Raw genomic sequence first — 22,164 nt, forward strand, 5'->3', positions numbered from 1 at the left:
AGTCGGGCGCATCAATACATAAAGATACAAACACAAAACCGCGTTTTTGCCCCTCCCTGAGCAAGGCAGCGTCATGACGTATAATCGTAGACCGCCCAACAGTAACGGCCAGTAAAGCCGCGAGAAAGAGCTCACATGAACGCCCCACTCCGTACCATCTCCCCGATCGATTCCCAGCTGCGCGACATCCTCAAGCGCCGCATCATGATCCTGGATGGCGCGATGGGCACCATCATCCAGCAATACAAGCTCGACGAAGCCGCCTACCGCGGCGAGCGTTTCAAGGATTTCAGCGCGCCGGAAGGCGCCGGCGCGCGCGAGCTGTTCGTCAAGGGGAATAACGAGCTTCTCACGCTCACCCAGCCGCAGGTGATCCAGGAAATCCACGAGCGCTACCTCGCCGCCGGCGCCGACCTGATCGAAACGAATACCTTCGGTGCGACGGGCGTGGCGCAGGACGACTACCACATGGCGCATCTCGCCTACGAGATGAACGTGCAAGCCGCGAAGCTGGCGCGCGCCGCCTGCGCCAAGTACTCTACGCCGGACAAGCCGCGCTTCGTGGCCGGCGCGCTCGGCCCGACCCCGAAGACCGCCTCGATCTCGCCCGACGTGAACGACCCGGCCGCGCGCAACATCACCTTCGACCAGCTGGTCGAGAGCTACCACGAACAGGTAGCAGGCCTGGTCGACGGCGGCGCCGACCTGCTGCTGGTCGAAACCATCTTCGACACCCTCAACTGCAAGGCCGCGCTGTTCGCGATCGACCTCTACTTCGAAGAGCGCCCGGAACTGCCGCGCCTGCCGATCATGATCTCGGGCACCGTCACCGACGCCTCGGGCCGCATCCTGTCGGGCCAGACCGTCGCCGCCTTCTGGAACTCGGTACGTCACGCCAAGCCCATCACCATCGGCCTGAACTGCGCGCTCGGTGCTGCGCTGATGCGCCCGTATGCCGAAGAGCTCTCGCAGATCGCCGATACCTTCGTCTGCATCTACCCGAACGCCGGCCTGCCCAATCCGATGAGCGACACCGGCTTCGATGAACTGCCGGCCGATACCTCGGCCCTGCTGCGCGAATTCGCCGACGCCGGCTTCGTGAACATCGCCGGCGGCTGCTGCGGCACCACGCCCGAGCACATCGCCGCCATCGCGAAGATGCTGGAAGGCCGCCCGCCGCGGAGAATCCCCGAGGTCCCCGTCGCGATGCGCCTGTCGGGCCTGGAGCCCTTCACCATCGACGACAGCTCGCTGTTCGTCAACGTCGGCGAGCGCACCAACGTCACGGGCTCCAAGGCGTTCGCACGCATGATCCTGAACGAGCAGTTCGACGAGGCCTTGTCGGTCGCGCGCCAGCAGGTCGAGAACGGCGCCCAGGTCATCGACATCAACATGGACGAGGCGATGCTCGATTCGCAGGCGGCGATGACGCGCTTCCTGAACCTAATCGCGTCCGAGCCGGACATCTCGCGCGTGCCGATCATGATCGACTCCTCGAAGTGGAGCGTGATCGAGGCCGGCCTGAAGTGCGTGCAGGGCAAGGCCATCGTCAATTCGATCTCGATGAAAGAAGGTGAAGAAGAATTCATCCGCCAGGCCAAACTGTGCCGCCGCTACGGCGCCGCCGTGATCGTCATGGCCTTCGACGAACAGGGCCAGGCCGACACCTTCGCGCGCAAGACCGAGATCTGCGGCCGTGCCTACAAGGTGCTGACCGAGCAGGTCGGCTTCCCGCCGGAAGACATCATCTTCGACCCGAACATCTTCGCGATCGCCACCGGCATCGAAGAGCACAACAACTATGCAGTGGACTTCATCGAAGCCACTGCCTGGATCCGCAAGAACCTGCCGCACGCAAAGGTTTCGGGCGGCGTGTCGAACGTCTCGTTCAGCTTCCGCGGCAATGACCCGGCGCGCGAAGCCATCCACACCGTGTTCCTGTACCACGCCATCAAGGCCGGCCTGACCATGGGGATCGTCAACGCCGGCATGGTCGGCGTCTACGACGACCTCCCTGCGGAACTGCGCGAGCGCGTGGAAGACGTGGTGCTGAACCGCCGCGAGGACGCCACCGAGCGCATGATCGAATTCGCCGGCACCCTCAAGGCCGGTGGCGGCAAGCAGGAACAGAACCTCGCCTGGCGCGAAGCGCCGGTCGAGAAGCGCCTGGCGCACGCGCTGGTGCACGGCATCACGCAGTGGATCGTCGAAGACACCGAACAGATGCGCCAGCAGGTACTGGCTACCGGTGGGCGTCCGATCCACGTGATCGAAGGCCCGCTGATGGACGGCATGAACATCGTCGGCGACCTGTTCGGACAAGGCAAGATGTTCCTGCCGCAGGTGGTGAAATCGGCGCGCGTCATGAAGCAGGCCGTGGCCCACCTGGTGCCCTTCATCGAAGAAGAGAAGGCGGAAGAAGAACGCCGCACCGGCGTGGTCGCCAAGCCCAAGGGCAAGATGGTGATCGCGACCGTCAAGGGCGACGTGCACGACATCGGCAAGAACATCGTCTCGGTGGTCCTGCAATGTAATAACTTCGAGATCGTGAACATGGGCGTGATGGTCCCGTGCGCCGACATCCTGGCCAAGGCCAAGGAAGAAAACGCCGACATCGTGGGCCTGTCCGGCCTGATCACGCCTTCGCTGGAAGAGATGGCCCACGTGGCGCGCGAAATGCAGCGCGACCCTTACTTCCGCGAGAAGAAGATCCCGCTGCTGATCGGCGGCGCCACCACCAGCCGCGCCCACACGGCCGTCAAGATTGCGCCCCACTACGAAGGCCCGGTGGTCTACGTGCCGGACGCCTCGCGTTCGGTGTCGGTGGGCCAGTCGCTGCTGACCGAGGACAGCCGCGACGCCTACATCATCGAGCTGGCCCAGGACTACGAACGCATCCGCGTCCAGCACGCCAACAAGAAGGCGCTGCCGATCCTGAGTATCGAGCAGGCGCGCGCCAACAAGGCGAAACTGGCGTACGCCCCGGTCAAGCCGAAGTTCATCGGCCGCCGCGTGTTCAAGAACGTCGACCTGGGCGAGCTGGCGCGCTACATCGACTGGGGTCCCTTCTTCCAGACCTGGGACCTGGCCGGCCCCTACCCCGCCATCCTCACCGATGAGGTCGTGGGCGAAGCGGCCTCCAAGGTGTTCGAGGAAGCCCAGGCGATGCTCAAGAAGATCATCGAAGGCCGCTGGCTGACCGCCAACGGCGCCATCGCGCTGCTGCCGGCGAATGCGGTGAACGAGGACGACATCGAGATCTATACCGACGAATCGCGCAAGGAAGTCGCCTTCACCTGGTACGGCCTGCGCCAGCAGGGCGTCAAGCCGGTGGTGGACGGCGAGCAGCGTCCGAACCAGTGCCTGTCCGACTTCGTCGCGCCGAAAGACTCGGGCATTGCCGACTACATCGGCATGTTCGCGGTGACGGCGGGCCTCGGCATCGAGAAGCACGAGCAGCGCTTCGAAGCGGCGCACGACGACTACTCGTCGATCATGTTGAAGGCCCTGGCCGATCGCCTGGCCGAAGCCTTTGCCGAGTACCTGCACGAGCGTGTTCGTACCGACCTGTGGGGCTATGCAGGCACGGAGGACCTGTCGAATGAAGCGCTCATCAAAGAAGAATACAGCGGCATCCGTCCGGCGCCGGGCTACCCGGCCTGCCCCGAGCACACCGTGAAGGCCGAGCTGTTCCGTACCCTGCAGGCCGGGGAGATCGGCATGGAACTGACCGAGTCCTTCGCGATGTATCCGGGCGCGGCGGTGTCGGGCTTCTATTTTGCCCACCCGGACTCGAAGTACTTCGTGGTCGGCAAGATCGGCGAAGACCAGCTCGAGGACATGGCGCGCCGCCGCGGCATGGACAAGGCCGAACTCGAGCGCCACCTGGCGCCGAACCTCTCGTAATTCCTCCCCTGCCGGCGCGGTCTTTTCGACCGCGCCGGCCTCCCCCGTTCCTGCAAACTTCGTCCCCGCTGCACGGTCTAAGCCAGTGCAATGTCATCGTTATGGGAGGGAGACATCATGGCAATGCATTTGTCGTCCCGGCGCTGGCAGGACCAGCTCATGGTCGTGATCGGCGTCTGGCTGTTCATTTCGCCCTGGGCGCTCGGCTATCCGTCCGAATCGCCCCCGGCCGTCAACGCCTACGTTGCCGGCGTGCTGATCGCGCTGCTGGCGGCCTTCGACCTGGTCAAGACCCACGTCTGGGCCGTGCTGCTGAATATCATTGCGGGAGTGTGGGTGGCGGTCTCGCCCTGGCTGGTCGGCGTGGTGCGCGACCCGGCCATGACCTGGAGCCTGGTTATCGCGGGGATCGCCACGATCGTGCTGGCGGTGTGGGAGCTGCGCAGCGATCCGGAACTGCACCAGCAGTGGACGCGCTCTGGCGCCACGTGATGACGTGGCTTTTGTAGGGTGGGCGGCTTGTGCATTGGTCCACTGGACCAATGCACCCCACGCGGTCAACGTATAAACGAATTCAGATCGCGTAGCGGACGACCTTGTCGCTCCACTCGAAGGCGGAGACCTCGAGCTCGGCCAGGTCGTCCCCGTCGATCGACAATTCGTGCAGCGCCGGCAGCACCTCGTCCTGCGCATCGTCCATGCGCTCGATCGATTCGGCCAGGCGCAGCAGTTCGCCGAAGAAGCCGCGCCGTACCAGCAGCGCGTGGCGCACTTCGTCGATCACCGGGATCTGTTCGACGATGTCCTGCATCGGGATGCAGAACAGCGTGTCCATCAGGGACATCATGCCCACCGTGAAGGCGATGTCGGCCACGTTGCGCTGGCCCGGACGCAGGCGCTGCGCGAGCAGTTCCATCAGGCGCGCGCGGGTGGTGGCCAGCATCAGGAGCGGGCACAGGTTGTGGCCGCGCACGCCCGGCTCCGCGTACAGCAGGATCTGCAGCCAGCGCTGCAGCTGGCGGCGGCCCAGCAGCATCAGGGCCTGGCTGACCGACTCGATGCGCCGCCCTGCTCCCGCCGCCGGCGTGTTCACCAGGCGCAGCAGGTTCAGGCCGAGGCTGACGTCCTTCTTTACCGCGCGCTCGATCTCGGCATTGTCGGCATCCGAGGTTACCAGGTTCATCAGGTCCAGCACCGCCGCCTGTGAGGGCGACAGCTTGCGGCCGGCGATCACCGTCGGCTTGGCGAAATAATAGCCCTGGAAGTAATCGAAGCCGATGTCCAGGCAGGTGCGGTATTCGCTGTGGGTCTCGACCTTCTCGGCCACCAGGCGCTTGCCGGTGCCGCGCAGGCGCGGCGCCAGCGACAGCAGGGTCACCACCGGCAGCTCGCGCAGGTCCATCTTGACGTAGTCGATCACCGGCAGCAGCCTGGCCAGGCTGGCGCCATGGGCCGAGGCTTCGGCGGCGAAGCGGAAACCGTGCGTGGACAGCTCGGTCATGCGGCGGATGACGGCGTCGTTCGCTTCCACCGAGCGTACGATCTCGAGCACGGTGCGTTCGCGCGGGAGGAAGGCGAACATGTCGCTCATGAGGACGTCGGTATCGACGTTCAGGAAAGCGGTGGCGTCGCCGATCGCGCGCGGCAGGCCGAGCTGCGAAGCGTGGTGAATCACGCTGGCGCTGGCCGACAGGCCGGAGCTGATCTCCGCCGGGCCTTGGGCGCTGCCGCGGAACAGCAGCTCGTAGCCGAACAGCGCCTGGTTACGGTCGAGCACCGGCTGGCGCCCGAGGTAGAAATTGCGCAGCTTCAGGGGTTGGGAAGCCTGGTCAGGGCTGGCGGTATCGGTCATGTTGTGGGCTTGGTCGCGCGAACAGTCGTACTTTACCGTATCTGCTCAATTTGGTGGCATTCTGGCACTAATTAAAAACAGAAACATTAATTCCTTAGCATTACTGTGGCACGCCATCCACGAACAGCTTCAGTTCGCCGGGCGCGAAGTGGGTCCAGGTTTCGTTCTTGGTGAGCGGTTCGGTGACGATGACGGCGACCCGGTCGTTCGGCGTCGTCACCTGCGAGAAGTCGACCGACAGGTCTTCGTCCGACAGGTGCGCTTGCGCGAACGGGTGCTGGCGCACGATGTAGCACAGCTTGGTCGAGCAGTGGGTGAACAGCGCGGTGCCGTCCGACAGCATCATGTTGAAGGTGCCGTGCGCCGCCACCTGCGGCACCAGGCGTTCCAGCGCGGCGCGCAGCTCGGCGAGCGAAGGCGCGCTGCCTTCGGTCCCATCGCCGAATTCGTCGCGCAGGCTTTGCATCAGCCAGCAGAAGGCCAGCTCGCTGTCGGTGTTGCCGACCGGGCGGAACGGTCCGTGCAGCGTCGGCGCGAAGTCCTTCAGGTCGCCGTTGTGGGCGAACACCCAGTAGCGGCCCCACATCTCGCGCACGAAGGGATGGCAGTTCTCGAGCGCGACCTGTCCCTGCGTGGCCTTGCGGATATGGGCAATGACGTTGGTGGACTTGATCGGGTAGCGCTTGATCAGTTCCGCGATGGGAGAATCGATGGCGGCTTGGTGGTCGACGAAGTGGCGTACGCCCTTGCCTTCGAAGAAAGCGATGCCCCAGCCGTCATGGTGGGTATCGGTACGGCCGCCGCGGTGGGCAAAGCCGGTGAAGGAGAAGACGATGTCCGTGGGGACGTTGCAGTTCATTCCGAGGAGCTGGCACATGCGCGCAGCTTACCACGCCAGAGGTGCCGATGGCGGAGCCGCTACTCCTCGAAACGGTAACGGCGGCCTTCCTGATGATTAGTGCAGAACGACGGGCTGGCTCATCAGGGTATCGTAGGAACCCAGGAAGTCGTCGATTTCTTCCATGGTCGGCTCGCTCGCGATGAGGTTGTTCACATCGCGACGGAAAGACTGAGCCAGTTTGCCGCCGATGAACGCTTCGCGCCGGCCTGCTTTGTCGACGATCTCGTATCCGCCGAAGCGCAGGGCTTCGAGGTCGCGATCAACGCCAAATTCGACGACGCTGTACTGTTCGCTGTTATAGATCATGTTCATGATGACTCCTTCTCTCGATCAGATTCGTGTCAGTCAAACGCTTGGCGGCAGGCGCCTGGCTGATCACTTCGGTTAAGAGGTGGGGCTTGCTGGACCGATTTCAAGTACGCTCGAATGAGGCAAAGATGTCAGGCGCACACGGTCGGATTCAGGGCCAACAGCTGATCGTATGGCGCTTCTTGCAGCCACGATCGCAACTGATCAAGGTGTTCGCTGCTGGCCACACCGATGAACAAGCGTTCCGGGCCTTGGCGCAACAGACGATTTAATGTTACACGCAAAACCAGGTTGCCGGTGCAGCACACACACCCGGCTGCGAGTCGGACAAGTCTGACAGAAGAGTCTGTTGGGATAGATGAAGAACCCGAAGCCAGGCCTTCGAGGATCACCGCGTCGAAGCGGTTTGGCGCTGCTGGCTGCGCGGCGAGCAGCCCTGCGATGGCTGCCTCGCGCGCAGCCGGGGACGCGCCGGTGACCAGGGTGGTCGCGACGCGTCCGCGTAGTTCAGGCAATCAGACGCCTTTCTTGGCGAGCTTGCCCGGCTCGACGCCGAGCTGCTTGAGCTTGCGGTACAGGTGGGTGCGTTCGAGGCCGGTCTTTTCGGCGACGCGCGTCATGCTGCCGCCTTCGCGGCCCAGGTGGTGTTCGAAATACATGCGCTCGAAGGCATCGCGCGCCTCGCGCAGCGGCAGGTCAAAGGACAGCGTGTAGCCGGTGCCCTCGCCTTGCGAAATCGCATGCACCATGCGCGAGCCATTGCCCATTTGCTGGACCGGTGGCGCGTACATCGGAACGGCCGCGGCCTGCATGGATCCGGTCTCCGCCACCGGAACGCTCGCTGCGACCGGACGCGGCGGCGCCATCGGCGCACGCGCCACTTCCTGGGCCCGGGTCAGGCCCTGCTGCACGGCCTTGAGCAGCTTCTGCAGGGCGATCGGCTTCTCGAGGAAATTCAGGGCGCCGATGCGGGTCGCTTCGACGGCGGTATCGATCGTGGCATGCCCGGACATCATGATGACCGGCATGGTGAGCAGGCCGTCGCGCTGCCATTCCTTGAGCAGGGTGACGCCGTCGGTGTCCGGCATCCAGATATCGAGCAGCACCAGGTCGGGAGCGCCGGCGGCGCGCGCCTCGCGCGCCTGCTGCGCATTCTCCGCCAGGGTGATGGCATGGCCTTCGTCGCCCAGGATTTCCGAGAGTAACTCACGGATGCCCATTTCATCGTCAACTACGAGTATGTTCGCCATCTGTTTCGCCTTCCTGATCTCTTACCCGTCCAGTGCGCACCTGCTGCTTGCATTTACGCCAATGAGATTTTATAGGCCTATTATATTTCGGCCAAGTTCGCCTCGGGAGCTAACTTTAACAGCAAAATGAATACTGACGCGCCACATCCGTCCGCCCGGTTCCCGATGTCGATCCGCCCCCCGTGTTCGTCGATGATCTTCTTGACCATCGGCAGGCCCAGGCCGGTGCCGCGGGCCTTTGAAGTCACGTAGGGTTCGAAGGCGCGCGCCAGGATGCGCGGCGAGAAACCGGGGCCATTGTCGGTGATCGCGAGGCGCACCGCGGTGCCGGCGGCGCCGTCCGCGCCTTCGTAGTGGATCGCCTCGGTGGTGACGTCCACTCGCGGGCTCGGCGCCTGCGGGCCGCGGTCGGCCAGCGCATCCTGGGCATTCTGCACCAGGTTGTGGATCACCTGGCGCAGCTGGGTCGGGTCGCCCATCACTTTCGGCAGGTCGGGCGCCAGCACGGCGTGGATGACGTCCGAGGCGTCCCCGGTCAGGTACAGCTGCAGGATCTCGTCGATCAGGGCGTTCAAGTCGAGCGGCTCGAGCACCGCCGGCGGGGTGCGCGCGTAGTCGCGGAAGTCGTCCACCATGCGCTTCATGGCGTCGACCTGGTTGACGATGGTGCTGGTGCTTTTCTTCAGCAGCTCCGCTTCGTGGGGCGGCAGGCTGCCTTCCAGTTTCATCTGCAGGCGTTCGGCCGACAGCTGGATCGGGGTCAGCGGGTTCTTGATCTCGTGCGCCAGGCGGCGCGCCACCTCGCCCCAGGCCACCGAGCGCTGGGCCGAGATCACGTCCGAGATATCGTCGAACACCACGATGAAGCCGCTGCCGGTGCCGACCGGCAGGCGCGAGCCGCGCGCCAGCAGCGTGATGTCGTGGTCTTGCTCGTCGCCGCTGCCGCGGCGCGGGATCTCGATCTGCTGCTGCCAGTGGGCGCGCCGGCGCCGGTCGCCGCCGGCCGCGCTCTGGGCGCTCTGGGCCGAGATCGCGCGCGTCACGCAGTTGTAGAAGGTCTCCAGGCCGGGGATGCTGGCCAGCGGACCGGCCAGCGCACCCGGTTCGACCTGCAGGATGCGGTAGGCGGCATCGTTCGAGTTCACCACCCGGCCCTCGGCATCCAGCACCAGCACGCCGGCCGACATGTTGGCCAGCACCGACTCCAGGTGGGCCTTGGCGTTCTGCAGGGCCATGCGGTTACGCTCGACCGCACTCCTGGCCTCGAACAGCTGGCCGGTCATGGCGTTGAAGGAGCGCGTCAGGGTGCCCAGTTCGTCGTTGGTCTCGACCGTCGGGCGCGGCGACAGGTCGCCCTCGGCCACGGCCTGGGTACCCTCGGCCAGCACCAGCAGCGGCTGCGCCAGGTTACCGGCCATGAGGAAGGCGCTGCCGATCGCGCCGAAGATCGCCAGCAGCAGGGTCAGGGTCAGGGTCCCGCCGTACATCTTGCGCAGGCCGCGCCGGGCCTGGTCGCGCGCGCGGTATTCCTCGGAGGCGCTGCGCAGCACCACCGCATTGGACGCCAGGTTGACCGGTACCGCCTGCAGCAGCTGCAGGTAGCGTGCTTCCATGCCGGCAGCCTCGGGCACTGCCAACACCACGCGCAGGCGCAGTCCGGTCGCCGCGTCCAGCCCGTTCTGGGTTTCGTCCTCGCCGCTGACTTCGCGCTTGACCGTGCCTTCCGGGCGCGCATAGCCGCCTGGAAGCGCGGCCGATTTGAGCATGTTGGGGGTCGGGCGGTCCAGCTCGAGGTTGGCGTTGCGGTCCTGGGCGCTCGACGCCAGCACCGTGCCGTCGGCCGCAAGCAGCATGGCGCTTTGCAGGCCGCTGACGTCGTTGACAAGGCCGGTCAGGACGCCCTGTACCATCACCGCGTCCTGGCCGGCCAGGGTGGCGGCCGCGGTCTGGCCGGTGGCGCCCAGTTCGGCCACGGCCTCGTCGAGTGCGGCGCGGCCGAGGTTCAGGCCGGATTCGAGCGCGGCCTCGATCTTGACGTCGAACCAGCTGTCGATCGAGTGCGAGACGAACTGCACCGACACCATGAAGATCACCAGCCCCGGCAGGATGCCGATGCCGGCGAACAGCAGCACCAGCCTGGCCACCAGGCGCGAGCCGAACTTGCCTGCCTTGTAGCGTGAATACAGGCGCGCCAGCGCGACGATCACGAGGACCAGGAGCAGTACCGCCATGCCGGCGTTTACGCCCAGCAGCCAGGTGTAATAGCGGCCGAAGAAGCCCGAGTTCTCGGAGGCCGAGGCAAGCAGGAACAGCAGGATCGAGACGATGGCGCCGCCCACCACCAGGGCATAGCGCAAGGCCTGGTTGACCGATTTGCCGACCGATTTAGCGCGCATGCGCCTTACTCCGCACGGTAGGTGAAGGTCTTCCGGTTCGAGGCCAGGCGCCAGCTCGAGTCGTTGATGGCATTGACCTGCAGGGGCTTGGACAGGAAGTCGCGGTCCATGAACATGCGCAGCGAGACTTCATAGGTCTCGCCGCGCTTGAGCGCGTCCCTGGGTGCGATCAGCCAGCGCGCCGGGCGCCGGATCAGCGACAGGGCGTCGTCGAGGGTATTGAAGGGCTGGGGCACGCTGCCGCCGATGGCGACGATGTACTGGCGCGTGAGCACGTCGTAGGAGATGCCGATGGTGCGCTTGGACAGCACCGCCTTCTCGTCGCGCCACCACCAGCGTGGGCGCGTCATTTCGATCTCGGTGGTGAAGTGCAGCTTGACGCCGTTCTGCACCGCGTCCTGGAGCTCGTGGTTCAGGTCGAATGCAAAGGCGGTATTGAGGCGATAGCCCTCTTCGCTGGACTGGATTTCTGCTTTGGTGATGTCGATGACGTCGGCCGCCCGTGCCTGCGCGCACGCGAAGACCAGCAGCAGCTGGCAAGCGAGTATGCAGAAAAATCGTAACGTCACGGGTGAGCCGGAGCCTTATCTGTAGCCGAAGCCTTTTATTGTGTCGGGAAGACCATTACGCCGCTTTTTTCTGGAACAGGGCGTAAAACAAGCCGTCATGATCCTGCCCGGCACCGCTGGCTGGCAGCAGCTGGCCCGGCGCGTCGAGGCGGATGGCATCATGGCGCGCCGCGAAAGCGGCAGCCTGTGCCTCCGATTCCTGGGGCCAGAGCGAACATGTCACAAACAACAATTTACCATTGGGCAGCAACATCTGCCAAAGATTGTCGAGTATTTTGGTAGAAAGTGTTGCAAGTTGGAGCGTGTCCGACTTGCGGCGCAACCAGCGGATGTCCGGGTGGCGGCGCACGATGCCGGAGGCCGTGCACGGCACGTCGGCCAGGATGCGATCGAAGGGCCGGCCATCCCACCAGCCGGTCTCCTGGGCCTCGGCCGCGACCAGCTTCGCCTCCAGGCCGAGGCGGCCCAGGTTGTCGCCCACCCGCGCCAGGCGCTGGGGGTCGGCGTCCACCGAGGTCAGGTCGACGTCGGCCGTCTCGAGGATGTGGCCGCTCTTGCCGCCCGGCGCGGCGCAGGCGTCGAGCACGCGCATGCCGTCCGCCAGGTCGAGCAGCGGCGCCGCCAGCTGGGCGCCGGCGTCCTGCACCGAGACCACGCCCTCGTGGAAGCCCGGGATCTGGCTGACGTTGACGGCTTGGGCCAGGCGCACCGCGCCCGGGCCCACCTGTTCGGCCGCGAAGCCGGCCTCCTGCAGGGTCTTGAGGTAGGTTTCGACGTCCGTACGCCGGCGGTTCACGCGCAGGGTCAGCGGCGGATGCACGTTGCCGGCCGCGAGGATCGATTCCCACGCCTCCGGATAGGCGGCGCGGGTGCTGTCGATCCACCATTGTGGATAGTTCCAGCGCGCCAGCGGCTGCCGGACGGCCTCGGCCACCAGCGCTTCGCGCTCGCGCAGGAAGCGGCGCAGCACGGCATTGACCATGGCCTTGGCGTGGGCGAAATCGGGATGGCTGGCGGCCGCATTGACGGCCTGGTCGACCACGGTGAAGGCTTCGTACGGCGCAGCCGACCCCTCGGGCGGATCGAGCAGCGCCAGCGCCGCGCACAACAGGCCGCCCAGCATCGGCGGCTCCGGCGCCTTGCTCGTCATCAGGCCGAGCAGGGTCTCGCTGCGGCCCAGCTGGCGCATGCTGCGGTAGGCGATGTCCTGGATCGCGCCGCGCGCCTGGGGCGTGGCCTCGTAGGCGCTGAACACGGCGCTCAGGGCCTGCGGCAGCGCGCTGCCGGCGCGCACCCGCGCCACCGCATTGGCCGCGCCCAGCAGGCTCAGGGCCAGCGAGTCGGACTTCAGGTCGGGACGGTAGTCGCGCTGCGGCGCCACCTTCACTTCATGGCTCTGGCGCAGCGGCGCGTGCTCACGGCGCGGTGCAGCCGCGGCGCGCTCGGGCGAAGGACGGTAGACCGGCTTCTGGCTGCCAGCCTCGCTTGCACCCTGCCCCGGTTTGGCCGCCGGGCGCGCCGTCTTCTCCGCCGTCGTGCGGGCGGGCCTGGCTTTGGGTTTCAGGGTGAGCGTCGGGCGCTTGTCGGTCATGGCAGGGTCGATACGGTGAAAATGGCGCCCATTGTAACGGCTAAGGCTTTGGCGCCGCTTAAGCTTGCCGATGCGAAGAGTTTGCGCAGTGCGCCAAACCAGTATAATGGTTACTGATTGCCTGCCCGCAGGCCCTCCATTTTTTATCAGATCGACATCCCCATGCTCGCCCAACAAAAACAACAGATCGTTGCCCTGTTCCAGGCTGCCCTCGCGCCGATCGTCGCCGGCACCGACCTCGCCCCCACGCTTCAACAGCTGAACATTGTCCTGGAGCGCCCGCGCGACCCGAGCCACGGCGACATCGCCTGCAACATTGCGATGCAGCTGGCCAAGCCGCTCAAGACCAACCCGCGCGAACTGGCCACCCGCCTGGTCGCGGCCCTGCTGGCCGAACCCGGCGCTGCCGGCCTGGTCGAGTCGGCTGACGTGGCCGGCCCCGGCTTCATCAACCTGCGCGTGGCCGCAGGCGCCAAGCAGTCGGTCGTGCGCACCGTGCTCGAGCAGGGGTCGGCATTCGGCCGCGGCACTTCCGGCCAGGGCCACCACGCGATCATCGAATTCGTCTCGGCCAACCCGACCGGTCCGCTGCACGTCGGCCACGGCCGCCAGGCCGCACTGGGCGACGCGCTTTCGTCCCTGTTCGAAGCCCAGGGTCACGACGTCACCCGCGAGTTCTACTACAACGACGCGGGCGTGCAGATCGCCACCCTGGCGACCTCGGTGCAGGCGCGCGCACGCGGCTTCAAGCCGGGCGACGCCGAGTGGCCCGAGTCGGCCTACAACGGCGACTACATCGCCGAGATCGCCGCCGACTTCCTGGCCAGGAAGACCGTCTCCGCCAGCGACGGCCAGCCTGCCACCGGTTCGGGCATTGTGGAGGACATCGAATCAATCCGCCGCTTCGCCGTGACCTACCTGCGCAACGAGCAGGACCAGGACCTGCAGGCCTTCGGCGTCAAGTTCGACAACTACTACCTCGAGTCCTCGCTGTACGCGGACGGCAAGGTCGAGCAGGCCGTGCAGGCCCTGGTCGACGCCGGCGTCACCTACGAGCAGGAAGGCGCGCTGTGGCTCAAGACCACCGACTACGGCGACGACAAGGACCGCGTGATGCGCAAGTCCGACGGCGGCTACACGTATTTCGTGCCGGACGTCGCTTACCACATGCAGAAGTTCCGCCGCGGCTTCGACCAGGCCATCAACGTACAGGGCAGCGACCACCACGGCACCATCGCGCGCGTGCGCGCCGGCCTGCAGGCGGTGAACATCGGCATCCCGAAGGGCTATCCGGACTACGTGCTGCACAAGATGGTCACCGTCATGAAGAACGGCGAAGAGGTCAAGATCTCCAAGCGCGCCGGCTCCTACGTCACGGTGCGCGACCTGATCGAATGGTCGGGCAACGGCGACATCACGCGCGGCCGCGACGCGGTGCGTTTCTTCCTCATCTCGCGCAAGGCCGACACCGAATTCGTGTTCGACGTCGACGTCGCCCTCAAGACCTCGGACGAGAACCCGGTGTACTACGTGCAGTACGCCCATGCCCGCATCTGCTCGGCGCTCGCCAACTGGGGCGGCGACGAGGCGCAACTGGTCAAGGCCGACCTGTCGCTGCTGGTCGAGCCGCACGAAGCCGGCCTGCTGGCCAAGCTGTCCGCCTATCCGGAAATGCTGGAGCGCGCCAAGCTGGAACTGAGCCCGCACCATGTCGCCTTCTACCTGCGCGAGCTGGCCGGCGAACTGCACAGCTACTACTTCGCGCACAAGTGGCTGCTGGACGACAACGAGCCCCTGAAGCTGGCGCGCCTGGCCCTGGCCCTGGCCACTCGCCAGGTGCTGCGCAACGGCCTGGCCCTGATCGGCGTGTCCGCGCCGACCAAGATGGAACGCGCTCCCACGGAACCACAAGAGTAATCGCAACATGACCGCCATTCGTACTTTCTCCCCGCTGCGCCAGCGCGGCAGCACCCTGACCGGCATCATCATCGGCCTGATCATCGGCCTGGGAATCGCGGTGGCGGTCGCGCTCGTGATCACCAAGGGCCAGTCGCCCTTCACCGACCGCTCGACCAAGATGGGTCGCCCGGCCGACCTCGAGCCGAGCCAGGCGAACGATCCGAACAAGCCGCTGTACGGCAACCGCGACGCCGCGCGCGAAGCGAACCGCGAGATCGCGGAGCGCGCCACCAAGCCCGCACCTGCCCCCACCGCGGCAGCGCCGGCCGCCGAGGCCGATCCGCTGGGCCAGGCCATCGCCGGCATGCAGACCCCGCCGGCCGCCGCCCCCGCCACTCCTGCCGCCACCGCACCGGCCGCGGCGCCTGCGGCTGCTCCTGCAACCGCCGCGGCACCCGCTGGCAGCGACGGCTACATCTACTACCTGCAGGCCGGCGCCTTCCGCGAGATGTCCGACGCCGAGAACACCCGCGCCAAGCTGGCCCTGCTCGGCTTCGAAGCGGCAATCAGCGACCGCAGCACCGACAGCGGCGTGCTGCACCGCGTCCGCGTGGGCCCGTACAACGCACCGGAAGCCATGAACAAGGCGCGCGCCAAGCTGCTCGACAGCGGGATCGACGTCGCCATCGTCCGCAACCAGCGCTGATTCATTCCATCTCCCGAGGAACCGCATGAACCCGCTTCGCCGCCTGCTGCTTTCCGCCGTCCTGCTCGCCGCATCCAGCCTGGCCCTGGCTTCGCCCACCGCCCCGAAGGAAGGCGCCGAATACCAGGCCTTGCCGGAAGCCCAGCCGACCGACAGCGGCCGCAAGGTCGAAGTCATCGAGTTCTTCGCGTATTACTGCCCGCACTGCTACGCCTTCGAACCGCTGCTGGCCGACTGGGTAAAGAAACAGGGCGACAACATCGTGTTCCGCCGCGTGCACGTGCCGCGCGGGCAGCAGGTGGCGCCGCAGCAGCGCCTGTTCTTCACGCTCGAGTCGCTCGGCCTGCTCGATCAGTACCACGGCAAGGTCTTCAATGCGATGCACGTCGACCGCCTGCCGCTGGCGCTGGACGAGCAGGTGTTCGACTGGGCCAGCCGCGCCGGCATCGACCGCGCCCGCTTCATTGACACCTACCGCTCCTTCGGCGTGCAGGCCAAGGTGCGCCGCGCCCAGGCGATGATGGAAGCCTACCGCGTCACCCACTGGCCGATGATCGCGATCGACGGCCGCTTCCTGACCTCGCCCGGCATGGTGGACGAAGCGGGCACGCCCGGCCAGGCCGCGCTGCCCGGCACACTGCAGGTGATGGACCAGCTGGTGGCGCGCGCGAAAGCAGACAAGAAGTGAACTTGGGCCGCGCGGACCGGGTGTTCATCACCGGCGCCTCGAGCGGCATCGGCGCGGCGCTGGCGCGCGAATACGCGGCGCGCGGCGCTTCCCTCGGCCTGCTGGCGCGGCGCCGCCCCCTGCTCGAAGAACTGGCCGCCAGCCTCCCCCACCCCGAACGTCACCGCATCTATGCGGCCGACGTGACCGACAGCGAGGCAGTGGCAAATGCCGCGGCCGACTTCATCGCGGCAAACGGCGGCGCCGACATCGTCATCGCCTGCGCCGGCATCTCGCACGGCACGCTCACCGAGCGCGCCGCCGACCTGGCGGTCTTCGACGCAGTGTTTGCCACCAATGTCAACGCCACGGTCGCCACCTTCGCCCCGTTCGTCGCGGCCATGAAGCAGCAGCAGGGCCCGCGCCGCCTGGTCGGGATCGGCAGCGTGGCCGGGATTCGCGGCATGCGTGGCGCCGGCGCCTACTGCGCCTCGAAAGCCGCGGTGCACAGCTACTGCGAATCGCTGCGCCTGGAGCTGCGCGCATCCGGCATCAAGGTGGTGACCATCGCCCCCGGCTACATCGATACCCCCATGACCCGCAACAACCGGTTTCCCATGCCTTTCCTGATGCCTGCCGAGCGCTTCGCGGCGCGGGCGGTCGAGGTGATCGCGCGCGGCAGCAGCTATCGCGTGCTGCCCTGGCAGATGGGCGTCGTCGCCAGGCTGCTGCGCCTGCTGCCCAACGCCCTGTTCGACTTTGCATTCTCGCGTGCTCCTACCAAGCAAAGGATCGACCAACAGCGGGGGGAAGCATGAACGGCGAGCGCATCACCTCGCTGTCCCGTGCCGGCATCGCGGTCGAAGTCGTGCCGGAAACCGGCTCGACCAACGCCGACCTGCTGGCGCGCGCGCCACAGCTCACCGAACCGGTGCTGCTGGTCGCCGAGCACCAGAGCGCAGGCCGCGGCCGCGCCGGCCGCAGCTGGCTGTCGTCCAGTGAAAATTCGCTGACCTTCTCGCTGGCCTGGAAATTCGACGGTGGCCCCCAGATGCTGGCCGGGCTGCCGCTCGCGGTCGGCGTGGCGCTGGGCGATGCCCTCGGCACGCTCGGGGTGCAGGTGCAGCTGAAATGGCCGAACGACGTACTGAAGGACGGCGCCAAGCTGGCCGGGATCCTGATCGAGACCCAGGCCGCGCAGGGCGGCGGCACCTGGGCCGTGATCGGCATCGGCCTGAACCTGATCATGCCGGACGAGGTCGAAGCGCAGCTCGGCCGCAGCGCCGCCGGCGCGCCCTGGCTGGCGCGCATGGAGCGCGACGTGCTGGTGGCCGCCCTGCTCGACGCGCTGGCCGATGCGCTGCGCCTGTTCGCACGCCAGGGCTTTGGCGCCTTCAGCGCGCGCTGGAACCTGCGCCACGCCTGGCAGGGCCAGCCAGTCGTCATCCTCGACAACGGCCAGGTACTGCAGGAAGGCCTGGCCGCCGGCGTCGACGACAGCGGCCGCTTGCTGCTCGATACGGCGGAGGGCCGCAGCACGGTGCTGGCGGGCGATGTCTCGCTGCGGCTCAGTGAATGACAGAGGAGTAAGCATGCTGCTGTTGATCGACGCCGGCAATACCCGCATCAAATGGGCGCTGGCCGCTCCCGGCGCGGCGCTGGGCGCCTGGACCCTGGCGGACGCCGTCTCGCACGCCAGCCTGGATGGTGCGGCGACGGCCTGGCGCGCAGCCGGCGTGGCGCGCGCCATCGTCTCCAACGTGGCCGGCGCCGCCGTGCGCGAGCGCATCGCCGCGGCCCTGCCCGAGGGCGTCGCCCTTGAATGGTTCGCCTCCGGCGAGGAACGGGCCGGCCTGCGCAACGGCTACCGCAATCCGGCCCAGCTGGGCTGCGACCGCTTCGCCGCCGCCATCGGCGCGCGCGCCCTGGCGCCCGGCCAGGACCTGATCGTGGCCACCTGCGGCACCGCGACCACGGTCGATGCCGTCAGCGCCGACGGCCGCTTCATCGGCGGCATGATCCTGCCGGGCCTGGCCCTGATGGCAGGTTCGCTGGCGCGCAACACGGCCCAGCTGCCGCAGGTGACGCCCGGGGCCGCGCCGCCTCCTGTCTTCGGCGACAACACCGACGACGCGATCGTCTCCGGCGTGCTGTCGGCCCAGGCCGGCGCGATCGAGCGCGCCTGTGCGGCCCATGGCGCCACGGCCTGCATCCTCTCTGGCGGCGCTGCGCCCTACATCGCCCCGGTCCTCAAGTTCTCCTGCCGGCTGGTCGATAACATCGTGCTGGTCGGCCTGCACGCGGCGGCCGTCCAATGAACGGAGAACGCACTTGTTGAAGTTCGTATTCTGGGTACTCGTGGCGCTGAACGCCGCGCTGTTCGCCTATGCCCAGGGCTACCTCGGCAAGCCCGCGGGCGGCGAGCGCGAGCCGCAGCGCCTCAAGAGCCAGCTGGCCACCGAGCGCATGGTGATGCTCTCGCCAAGCGAGGCCCGCGCCGCCGCCGAAGCCATCCCGGCGCCGGCCGAGGCGCCCGTCACCGAACCGGCCCCGGCCCCGGTGGCTCCGCGGGTCGAGACCATCGCCTGCACCCAGGCTGGCGCCTTTGCCGCCGGCGACGCGCGCCGTTTCGAAACCCGCATCGCCCGCCTCGACCTGGGCGCGCGCGCCACCCGTACCAGCGTCCCCTTCCAGGAAGTCACCAGCCACCTGGTCTACCTGCCTCCGAACGGCGGCAAGGAAGGCGCCGACCGCCGCGTGGCCGAGCTGAAGGAAAAAGGCGTGCAGAATTTCTTCGTGATGCAGGGCGAGTCGCCGCTCAAGTGGGCGGTGTCGCTGGGCGTGTTCAAGACCGAAACGGCGGCGCAGACCCTGGCCGCGGCCCTGGGCAAGCAGGGCATCCGTGGCGTGCGTGTGCTGCCGCGCGGACCGCAGGGCACGCGCGCGGCCTGGCAGTTCCGCGACCTCACTGCCGGCGAACGCGCGCAGGTAGCCGGGATTGCCGACGACTTCGCCGGCGTCCAGCTGCGCCCCTGCGGCTAGTCATCATTTGTGCAACAAATTGGTTGCACAATCGCCGCAGCGCTCTATAATGCAACCATTACGTTGCACTTCATGGAGAGGCTATGGACCCGCTTGACCGTATCGAAAAGTCGATCGACCTGCGCGCGAACATCGAACGCGTGTGGCAGGCGATCACTGACCACAAGGAATTCAGCCAGTGGTTCGGGGTGGCGCTGGACCAGCCCTTCCAGCCCGGCCGCACCATCACCGGCTCGTTCAACATGACGTTTGACGAAGGCAAGATCATGGAGCGCCAGCGCGCGCTCGGCGTCGAGCCGTCCGGCATCCGCCCGATCCCGCCCAGCACCGTGTTCTGCACGGTCGAGCGCATGGAGGCGCCGCATGCCTTCAGCTTCCGCTGGATCCCCTACGGCATCGACGCCGAATGCGATCCGGCCACCGAGCCCACCACCCTGGTCGAATTCACGCTGGCCGCCACGGCTGGCGGCACCCGGCTGACGATCGTCGAGTCGGGCTTTGCGCGCGTGCCGGAACACCGCCGGCTGCGCGCCTTCCGCATGAACGAAGGCGGCTGGGCGGCGCAGGCGAACAACATCCAGCGCCATGTCGAACGATAGTCGCGGGGAACTGGCCCAGGTGTTCGCGGCGCTGGGCGACGGTGTGCGCCTCCAGTTGATCAGCCGACTGCTCGCTGCCGGGGCCCTGTCGGCCACGGCCCTGGCGGGCGGCGAAACGATCAGCCGCCAGGCCATCGTCAAACATCTGCAGGTGCTGGAGTCGGCGGGACTGGTGACGCACAGCCGCCAGGGGCGCGAAGTGCTGTACGCGCTCGATGCGCGCCGCCTGCAGGAGGCGCGCGCCTATCTCGACGCCGTATCAAGCCACTGGGATGCCTCCCTGGAGCGGCTGCGCAAGCTGGTCGATTCTTAAGGCAAAAGCCCCGCTCAGCGCTTGACGACGATCGGCTTCAGGCCGAACGCCGCCGGCACCGAGCGTGCCGCCGCGAGCGCATCGTCGCGGCTGTCGAAGGGGCCGGCGAACAGGCGGTTCACGGAACCGGCCTTGACCACTTCGAGCGTACCGAGTTCGACGCCGGCCTGGCTCAGGCGCTCGCTCATGGCTTCCGCGGTGCCGCTGCGGCTGTAGGCGCCCAGCTGCACATAGAAGCCGGTTTGGGCCTTCTGCACCGGCGCCACCGGTGCCAGCTGGGCCAGCGCCGCGCTGTCGGTGCGCACCCGGTCTTCCAGCATCAGGGCCGCGATTTCCGGCGGCGCCGACTGCGCTTCGGATACGAGCATGCGGCGCTCCGAGGGCATGTGGAGGGGATCGTTGGGGAACAGGCGCTCGATCTCGACCTGGTGGCTGCCCTTGCCCAGCAGGCCGAGCTTCAGCGCCGCCGTGTAGGAAACATCGACGATGCGGCTGGCGTGGAAAGGGCCGCGGTCGTTGATGCGCACCACCACCGACTTGCCGCTGTCGACGCTGGTGATGCGCGCATACGAGGGAATCGGCAGCGTCGGGTGGGCCGCCGTCATCTTGTACATGTCGTACAGCTCGCCCGACGAGGTCTTCTGGCCGTGGAACTTGACGCCATACCAGCTGGCCACGCCACGCTGGACGAAAGCGTTTTCGTGCAGGATCGGGGTATAGGACTGGCCGAACACGGAATACGGGCGGTTCGCCCATTTCGCGTAGGGCTCGGCCTTGACGACCGCGTCGGGCACGTCCATCAGGCCGGGCGGGATGTTGGCGCCGGGACCGTCGTCCTTGTAGTAGCCGCCGCGGCCGGAATTGGCGGGCGGCAGGTTTGGCGTGTCATGCTTGACCGTGGGATGCTTCCACGGCAGCGGGATCAGGCTTTTATGTTCGCCGGTCTCGGTGGTGCTGCAACCGGTGGCGAGGCTTGCCAACACAATGACCGCGGTGATGGTCGTAGCAAGTTGTCTTCTTGGAACGGCCATGCGCGGTCCTTGTTCTGTTACGTCTGCACTAGTTTACGATGTCTTTGAATACTCATCAATATACCAGCGCCGAGACCCAGCGTAATAAACGCAGTTCCGCCATAGCTCATGAAAGGTAAGGGAACTCCAACGACAGGCAGGATTCCGCTCACCATGCCCATGTTAACGAAAGCATAAGTGAAGAAAATCATCGTGATCGCACCGGCCAGCAGGCGGGTGAAGGTGTTCGGCGCATTGGCCGCAATCATGAGCCCGCGTGCAATCAGCATCAGGTAGACAAACAGCAGGAAGCAGTTGCCGATCAGCCCGAATTCTTCCGAATACACCGAGAACAGGAAGTCGGTGGTCTGCTCGGGCACGAATTCCAGGGCGCCCTGGGTGCCCTTGGCATAGCCCTTGCCCATCAGGCCGCCCGAGCCGATGGCGATCTCGGACTGGATGATGTGGAAGCCTTTGCCCAGCGGGTCGGTGGTCGGGTCGATCAGGGTCATGACCCGCTCGCGCTGGTAGTCGTGCATCATCGACCAGCCCACCGGCAGCGCGGCGGCACCGGCCACGCCCAGGCCTGCCAGCGCCTTCCACGGCAGGCCGGCCAGGAAGATCACGTAGAAGCCAGAGGCGCCCACCATCAGCGCGGTGCCGAGGTCGGGCTGCTTGGCGATCAGGGTGAAGGGCACGGCGAGCAGTATCCCGGCGACCAGGAAGTTTTTCCAGTTGGCGGCAGTGGCGCGCTGCTGGAAGTACCAGGCCAGCATCAGCGGTGTCGCGATCTTCAGGATCTCGGAAGGCTGGATGTCGACGCCCACGTACAGCCAGCGCCGCGCGCCCTTCTTGATGATGCCGAACAGGGCCACCGCGATCAGCAGCGTGACCCCGACCGTATAGATCGGCACGGCGAGGCGCATCAGGGTCTGGGGCGGCACGTTGGCGGCGATCCACATCACGCCGAAGGCCAGCAGGAAGTTGCGGATCTGGTGTTCCACGCGGTCCGGGTATTCCGCGCCGGCCGAGGTCATCGTGATAATACTGGTCATCATCAGGATGAACAGCACGATGCCGAGCGGCCAGTCGAAGACCGCGAAATACGGACGCAGGCGGCGCCGCAGCGAGCGGCGTTCTGGAATGTGCGCCAT

21 protein-coding genes are annotated in these 22,164 nt (G+C 66.7%); 11 read left to right on the forward strand and 10 right to left on the reverse strand.

Annotated features, from left to right (window positions below; genetic code table 11):
* Window positions 1–135: 135 nt before the first annotated feature.
* Together metH and LK542_RS21190 are read left to right on the forward strand one after the other, a co-directional pair.
* A complete protein-coding gene (gene metH / locus LK542_RS21185) occupies window positions 136–3,906 on the forward strand; it encodes a methionine synthase (RefSeq protein ID WP_227813481.1) in 3,771 nt (1,256 codons plus the stop codon).
* 117 nt (window positions 3,907–4,023) lie between these two features.
* On the forward strand, window positions 4,024–4,398 hold the full coding sequence (locus LK542_RS21190; protein ID WP_227799840.1) for an SPW repeat protein: 375 nt from the start codon (window positions 4,024–4,026) through the stop codon (window positions 4,396–4,398).
* A gap of 82 nt (window positions 4,399–4,480) precedes the next feature.
* Here LK542_RS21190 and LK542_RS21195 read toward each other — a convergent pair whose 3' ends face one another.
* From LK542_RS21195 to rsmB, 8 genes are all read right to left on the reverse strand, one after another.
* Window positions 4,481–5,758 carry an EAL and HDOD domain-containing protein gene (locus LK542_RS21195; RefSeq protein WP_227799839.1) on the reverse strand — a complete coding sequence of 426 codons (1,278 nt, stop codon included), beginning with the start codon at window positions 5,756–5,758 and terminating at the stop codon, window positions 4,481–4,483.
* A 100-nt stretch (window positions 5,759–5,858) separates the two neighbouring features.
* Window positions 5,859–6,635 carry a class II glutamine amidotransferase gene (locus LK542_RS21200; RefSeq protein WP_227813482.1) on the reverse strand — a complete coding sequence of 259 codons (777 nt, stop codon included), beginning with the start codon at window positions 6,633–6,635 and terminating at the stop codon, window positions 5,859–5,861.
* Window positions 6,636–6,713: 78 nt separating this feature from the next.
* Entirely contained in the window at window positions 6,714–6,971 is a 258-nt protein-coding gene (locus LK542_RS21205; RefSeq protein WP_027865841.1) for a DUF3567 domain-containing protein, read from the reverse strand.
* Between the two features lie 128 nt (window positions 6,972–7,099).
* Complete coding sequence (locus tag LK542_RS21210; RefSeq protein ID WP_227813483.1) at window positions 7,100–7,483, reverse strand: GTP-binding protein; 384 nt, start codon at window positions 7,481–7,483, stop codon at window positions 7,100–7,102.
* A complete protein-coding gene (locus LK542_RS21215; protein WP_227799836.1) occupies window positions 7,484–8,218 on the reverse strand; it encodes a response regulator in 735 nt (244 codons plus the stop codon).
* An 80-nt stretch (window positions 8,219–8,298) separates the two neighbouring features.
* The gene (locus LK542_RS21220) at window positions 8,299–10,614 is read right to left on the reverse strand and encodes an ATP-binding protein (RefSeq protein WP_227813484.1); all 2,316 of its coding nucleotides are present in this window, start codon (window positions 10,612–10,614) and stop codon (window positions 8,299–8,301) included.
* Window positions 10,615–10,619: 5 nt separating this feature from the next.
* Entirely contained in the window at window positions 10,620–11,183 is a 564-nt protein-coding gene (locus tag LK542_RS21225) for a DUF4390 domain-containing protein (RefSeq protein ID WP_227799834.1), read from the reverse strand.
* A gap of 55 nt (window positions 11,184–11,238) precedes the next feature.
* Window positions 11,239–12,774 carry a 16S rRNA (cytosine(967)-C(5))-methyltransferase RsmB gene (rsmB, locus tag LK542_RS21230; RefSeq protein ID WP_227799833.1) on the reverse strand — a complete coding sequence of 512 codons (1,536 nt, stop codon included), beginning with the start codon at window positions 12,772–12,774 and terminating at the stop codon, window positions 11,239–11,241.
* A 162-nt stretch (window positions 12,775–12,936) separates the two neighbouring features.
* Here rsmB and argS point away from each other — a divergent pair, with 162 nt between their 5' ends.
* The 9 genes from argS (at window position 12,937) to LK542_RS21275 (ending at window position 20,000) form a co-directional block, all read left to right on the forward strand.
* A complete protein-coding gene (gene argS / locus LK542_RS21235) occupies window positions 12,937–14,691 on the forward strand; it encodes an arginine--tRNA ligase (protein WP_227813485.1) in 1,755 nt (584 codons plus the stop codon).
* Between the two features lie 7 nt (window positions 14,692–14,698).
* The gene (locus tag LK542_RS21240; RefSeq protein WP_227813486.1) at window positions 14,699–15,379 is read left to right on the forward strand and encodes an SPOR domain-containing protein; all 681 of its coding nucleotides are present in this window, start codon (window positions 14,699–14,701) and stop codon (window positions 15,377–15,379) included.
* A 25-nt stretch (window positions 15,380–15,404) separates the two neighbouring features.
* Window positions 15,405–16,067, forward strand: a complete 663-nt coding sequence (locus LK542_RS21245; RefSeq protein WP_227813487.1) for a thiol:disulfide interchange protein DsbA/DsbL — start codon at window positions 15,405–15,407, stop codon at window positions 16,065–16,067.
* Window positions 16,064–16,864 (forward strand): SDR family oxidoreductase, encoded by an 801-nt coding sequence (locus LK542_RS21250; protein ID WP_227813488.1) that lies wholly within the window; start codon window positions 16,064–16,066, stop codon window positions 16,862–16,864. Before LK542_RS21245 ends, LK542_RS21250 begins: the two co-directional genes overlap by 4 nt.
* Window positions 16,861–17,625: a biotin--[acetyl-CoA-carboxylase] ligase gene (locus LK542_RS21255; RefSeq protein ID WP_227813489.1), complete on the forward strand. Its 765-nt coding sequence runs from the start codon at window positions 16,861–16,863 to the stop codon at window positions 17,623–17,625. The genes LK542_RS21250 and LK542_RS21255 overlap by 4 nt, the downstream gene beginning before the upstream one ends.
* 13 nt (window positions 17,626–17,638) lie before the next feature.
* Window positions 17,639–18,364: a type III pantothenate kinase gene (locus LK542_RS21260; RefSeq protein WP_227813490.1), complete on the forward strand. Its 726-nt coding sequence runs from the start codon at window positions 17,639–17,641 to the stop codon at window positions 18,362–18,364.
* A gap of 13 nt (window positions 18,365–18,377) precedes the next feature.
* Window positions 18,378–19,088, forward strand: a complete 711-nt coding sequence (locus tag LK542_RS21265; RefSeq protein WP_227813491.1) for an SPOR domain-containing protein — start codon at window positions 18,378–18,380, stop codon at window positions 19,086–19,088.
* An 83-nt stretch (window positions 19,089–19,171) separates the two neighbouring features.
* Window positions 19,172–19,687: an SRPBCC family protein gene (locus LK542_RS21270; protein ID WP_227813492.1), complete on the forward strand. Its 516-nt coding sequence runs from the start codon at window positions 19,172–19,174 to the stop codon at window positions 19,685–19,687.
* The gene (locus LK542_RS21275; protein ID WP_227813493.1) at window positions 19,674–20,000 is read left to right on the forward strand and encodes a helix-turn-helix transcriptional regulator; all 327 of its coding nucleotides are present in this window, start codon (window positions 19,674–19,676) and stop codon (window positions 19,998–20,000) included. The genes LK542_RS21270 and LK542_RS21275 overlap by 14 nt, the downstream gene beginning before the upstream one ends.
* 14 nt (window positions 20,001–20,014) lie before the next feature.
* Here LK542_RS21275 and LK542_RS21280 read toward each other — a convergent pair whose 3' ends face one another.
* Window positions 20,015–21,031, reverse strand: coding sequence for a septal ring lytic transglycosylase RlpA family protein (locus LK542_RS21280; protein ID WP_227813494.1), 1,017 nt, complete (start codon window positions 21,029–21,031; stop codon window positions 20,015–20,017).
* Window positions 21,032–21,048: 17 nt separating this feature from the next.
* Entirely contained in the window at window positions 21,049–22,164 is a 1,116-nt protein-coding gene (gene rodA, locus LK542_RS21285) for a rod shape-determining protein RodA (protein WP_227813495.1), read from the reverse strand.

It is taken from the genome of Massilia sp. IC2-477, from assembly GCF_020707265.1.
Classification (GTDB): domain Bacteria; phylum Pseudomonadota; class Gammaproteobacteria; order Burkholderiales; family Burkholderiaceae_D; genus Telluria.

Bases quoted from the DNA above. Each gene is read 5' to 3' on its own strand.
- rodA (WP_227813495.1), bottom strand. From the start codon at position 22,164: ATGGCGCACATTCCAGAACGCCGCTCGCTGCGGCGCCGCCTGCGTCCG.
- rsmB (WP_227799833.1), bottom strand. From the start codon at position 12,774: ATGACCGACAAGCGCCCGACGCTCACCCTGAAACCCAAAGCCAGGCCC.
- LK542_RS21275 (WP_227813493.1), top strand. From the start codon at position 19,674: ATGTCGAACGATAGTCGCGGGGAACTGGCCCAGGTGTTCGCGGCGCTG.
- metH (WP_227813481.1), top strand. From the start codon at position 136: ATGAACGCCCCACTCCGTACCATCTCCCCGATCGATTCCCAGCTGCGC.
- LK542_RS21260 (WP_227813490.1), top strand. From the start codon at position 17,639: ATGCTGCTGTTGATCGACGCCGGCAATACCCGCATCAAATGGGCGCTG.
- argS (WP_227813485.1), top strand. From the start codon at position 12,937: ATGCTCGCCCAACAAAAACAACAGATCGTTGCCCTGTTCCAGGCTGCC.
- LK542_RS21240 (WP_227813486.1), top strand. From the start codon at position 14,699: ATGACCGCCATTCGTACTTTCTCCCCGCTGCGCCAGCGCGGCAGCACC.
- LK542_RS21190 (WP_227799840.1), top strand. From the start codon at position 4,024: ATGGCAATGCATTTGTCGTCCCGGCGCTGGCAGGACCAGCTCATGGTC.
- LK542_RS21255 (WP_227813489.1), top strand. From the start codon at position 16,861: ATGAACGGCGAGCGCATCACCTCGCTGTCCCGTGCCGGCATCGCGGTC.
- LK542_RS21200 (WP_227813482.1), bottom strand. From the start codon at position 6,635: ATGTGCCAGCTCCTCGGAATGAACTGCAACGTCCCCACGGACATCGTC.
- LK542_RS21220 (WP_227813484.1), bottom strand. From the start codon at position 10,614: ATGCGCGCTAAATCGGTCGGCAAATCGGTCAACCAGGCCTTGCGCTAT.
- LK542_RS21270 (WP_227813492.1), top strand. From the start codon at position 19,172: ATGGACCCGCTTGACCGTATCGAAAAGTCGATCGACCTGCGCGCGAAC.
- LK542_RS21245 (WP_227813487.1), top strand. From the start codon at position 15,405: ATGAACCCGCTTCGCCGCCTGCTGCTTTCCGCCGTCCTGCTCGCCGCA.
- LK542_RS21215 (WP_227799836.1), bottom strand. From the start codon at position 8,218: ATGGCGAACATACTCGTAGTTGACGATGAAATGGGCATCCGTGAGTTA.
- LK542_RS21195 (WP_227799839.1), bottom strand. From the start codon at position 5,758: ATGACCGATACCGCCAGCCCTGACCAGGCTTCCCAACCCCTGAAGCTG.
- LK542_RS21280 (WP_227813494.1), bottom strand. From the start codon at position 21,031: ATGGCCGTTCCAAGAAGACAACTTGCTACGACCATCACCGCGGTCATT.
- LK542_RS21205 (WP_027865841.1), bottom strand. From the start codon at position 6,971: ATGAACATGATCTATAACAGCGAACAGTACAGCGTCGTCGAATTTGGC.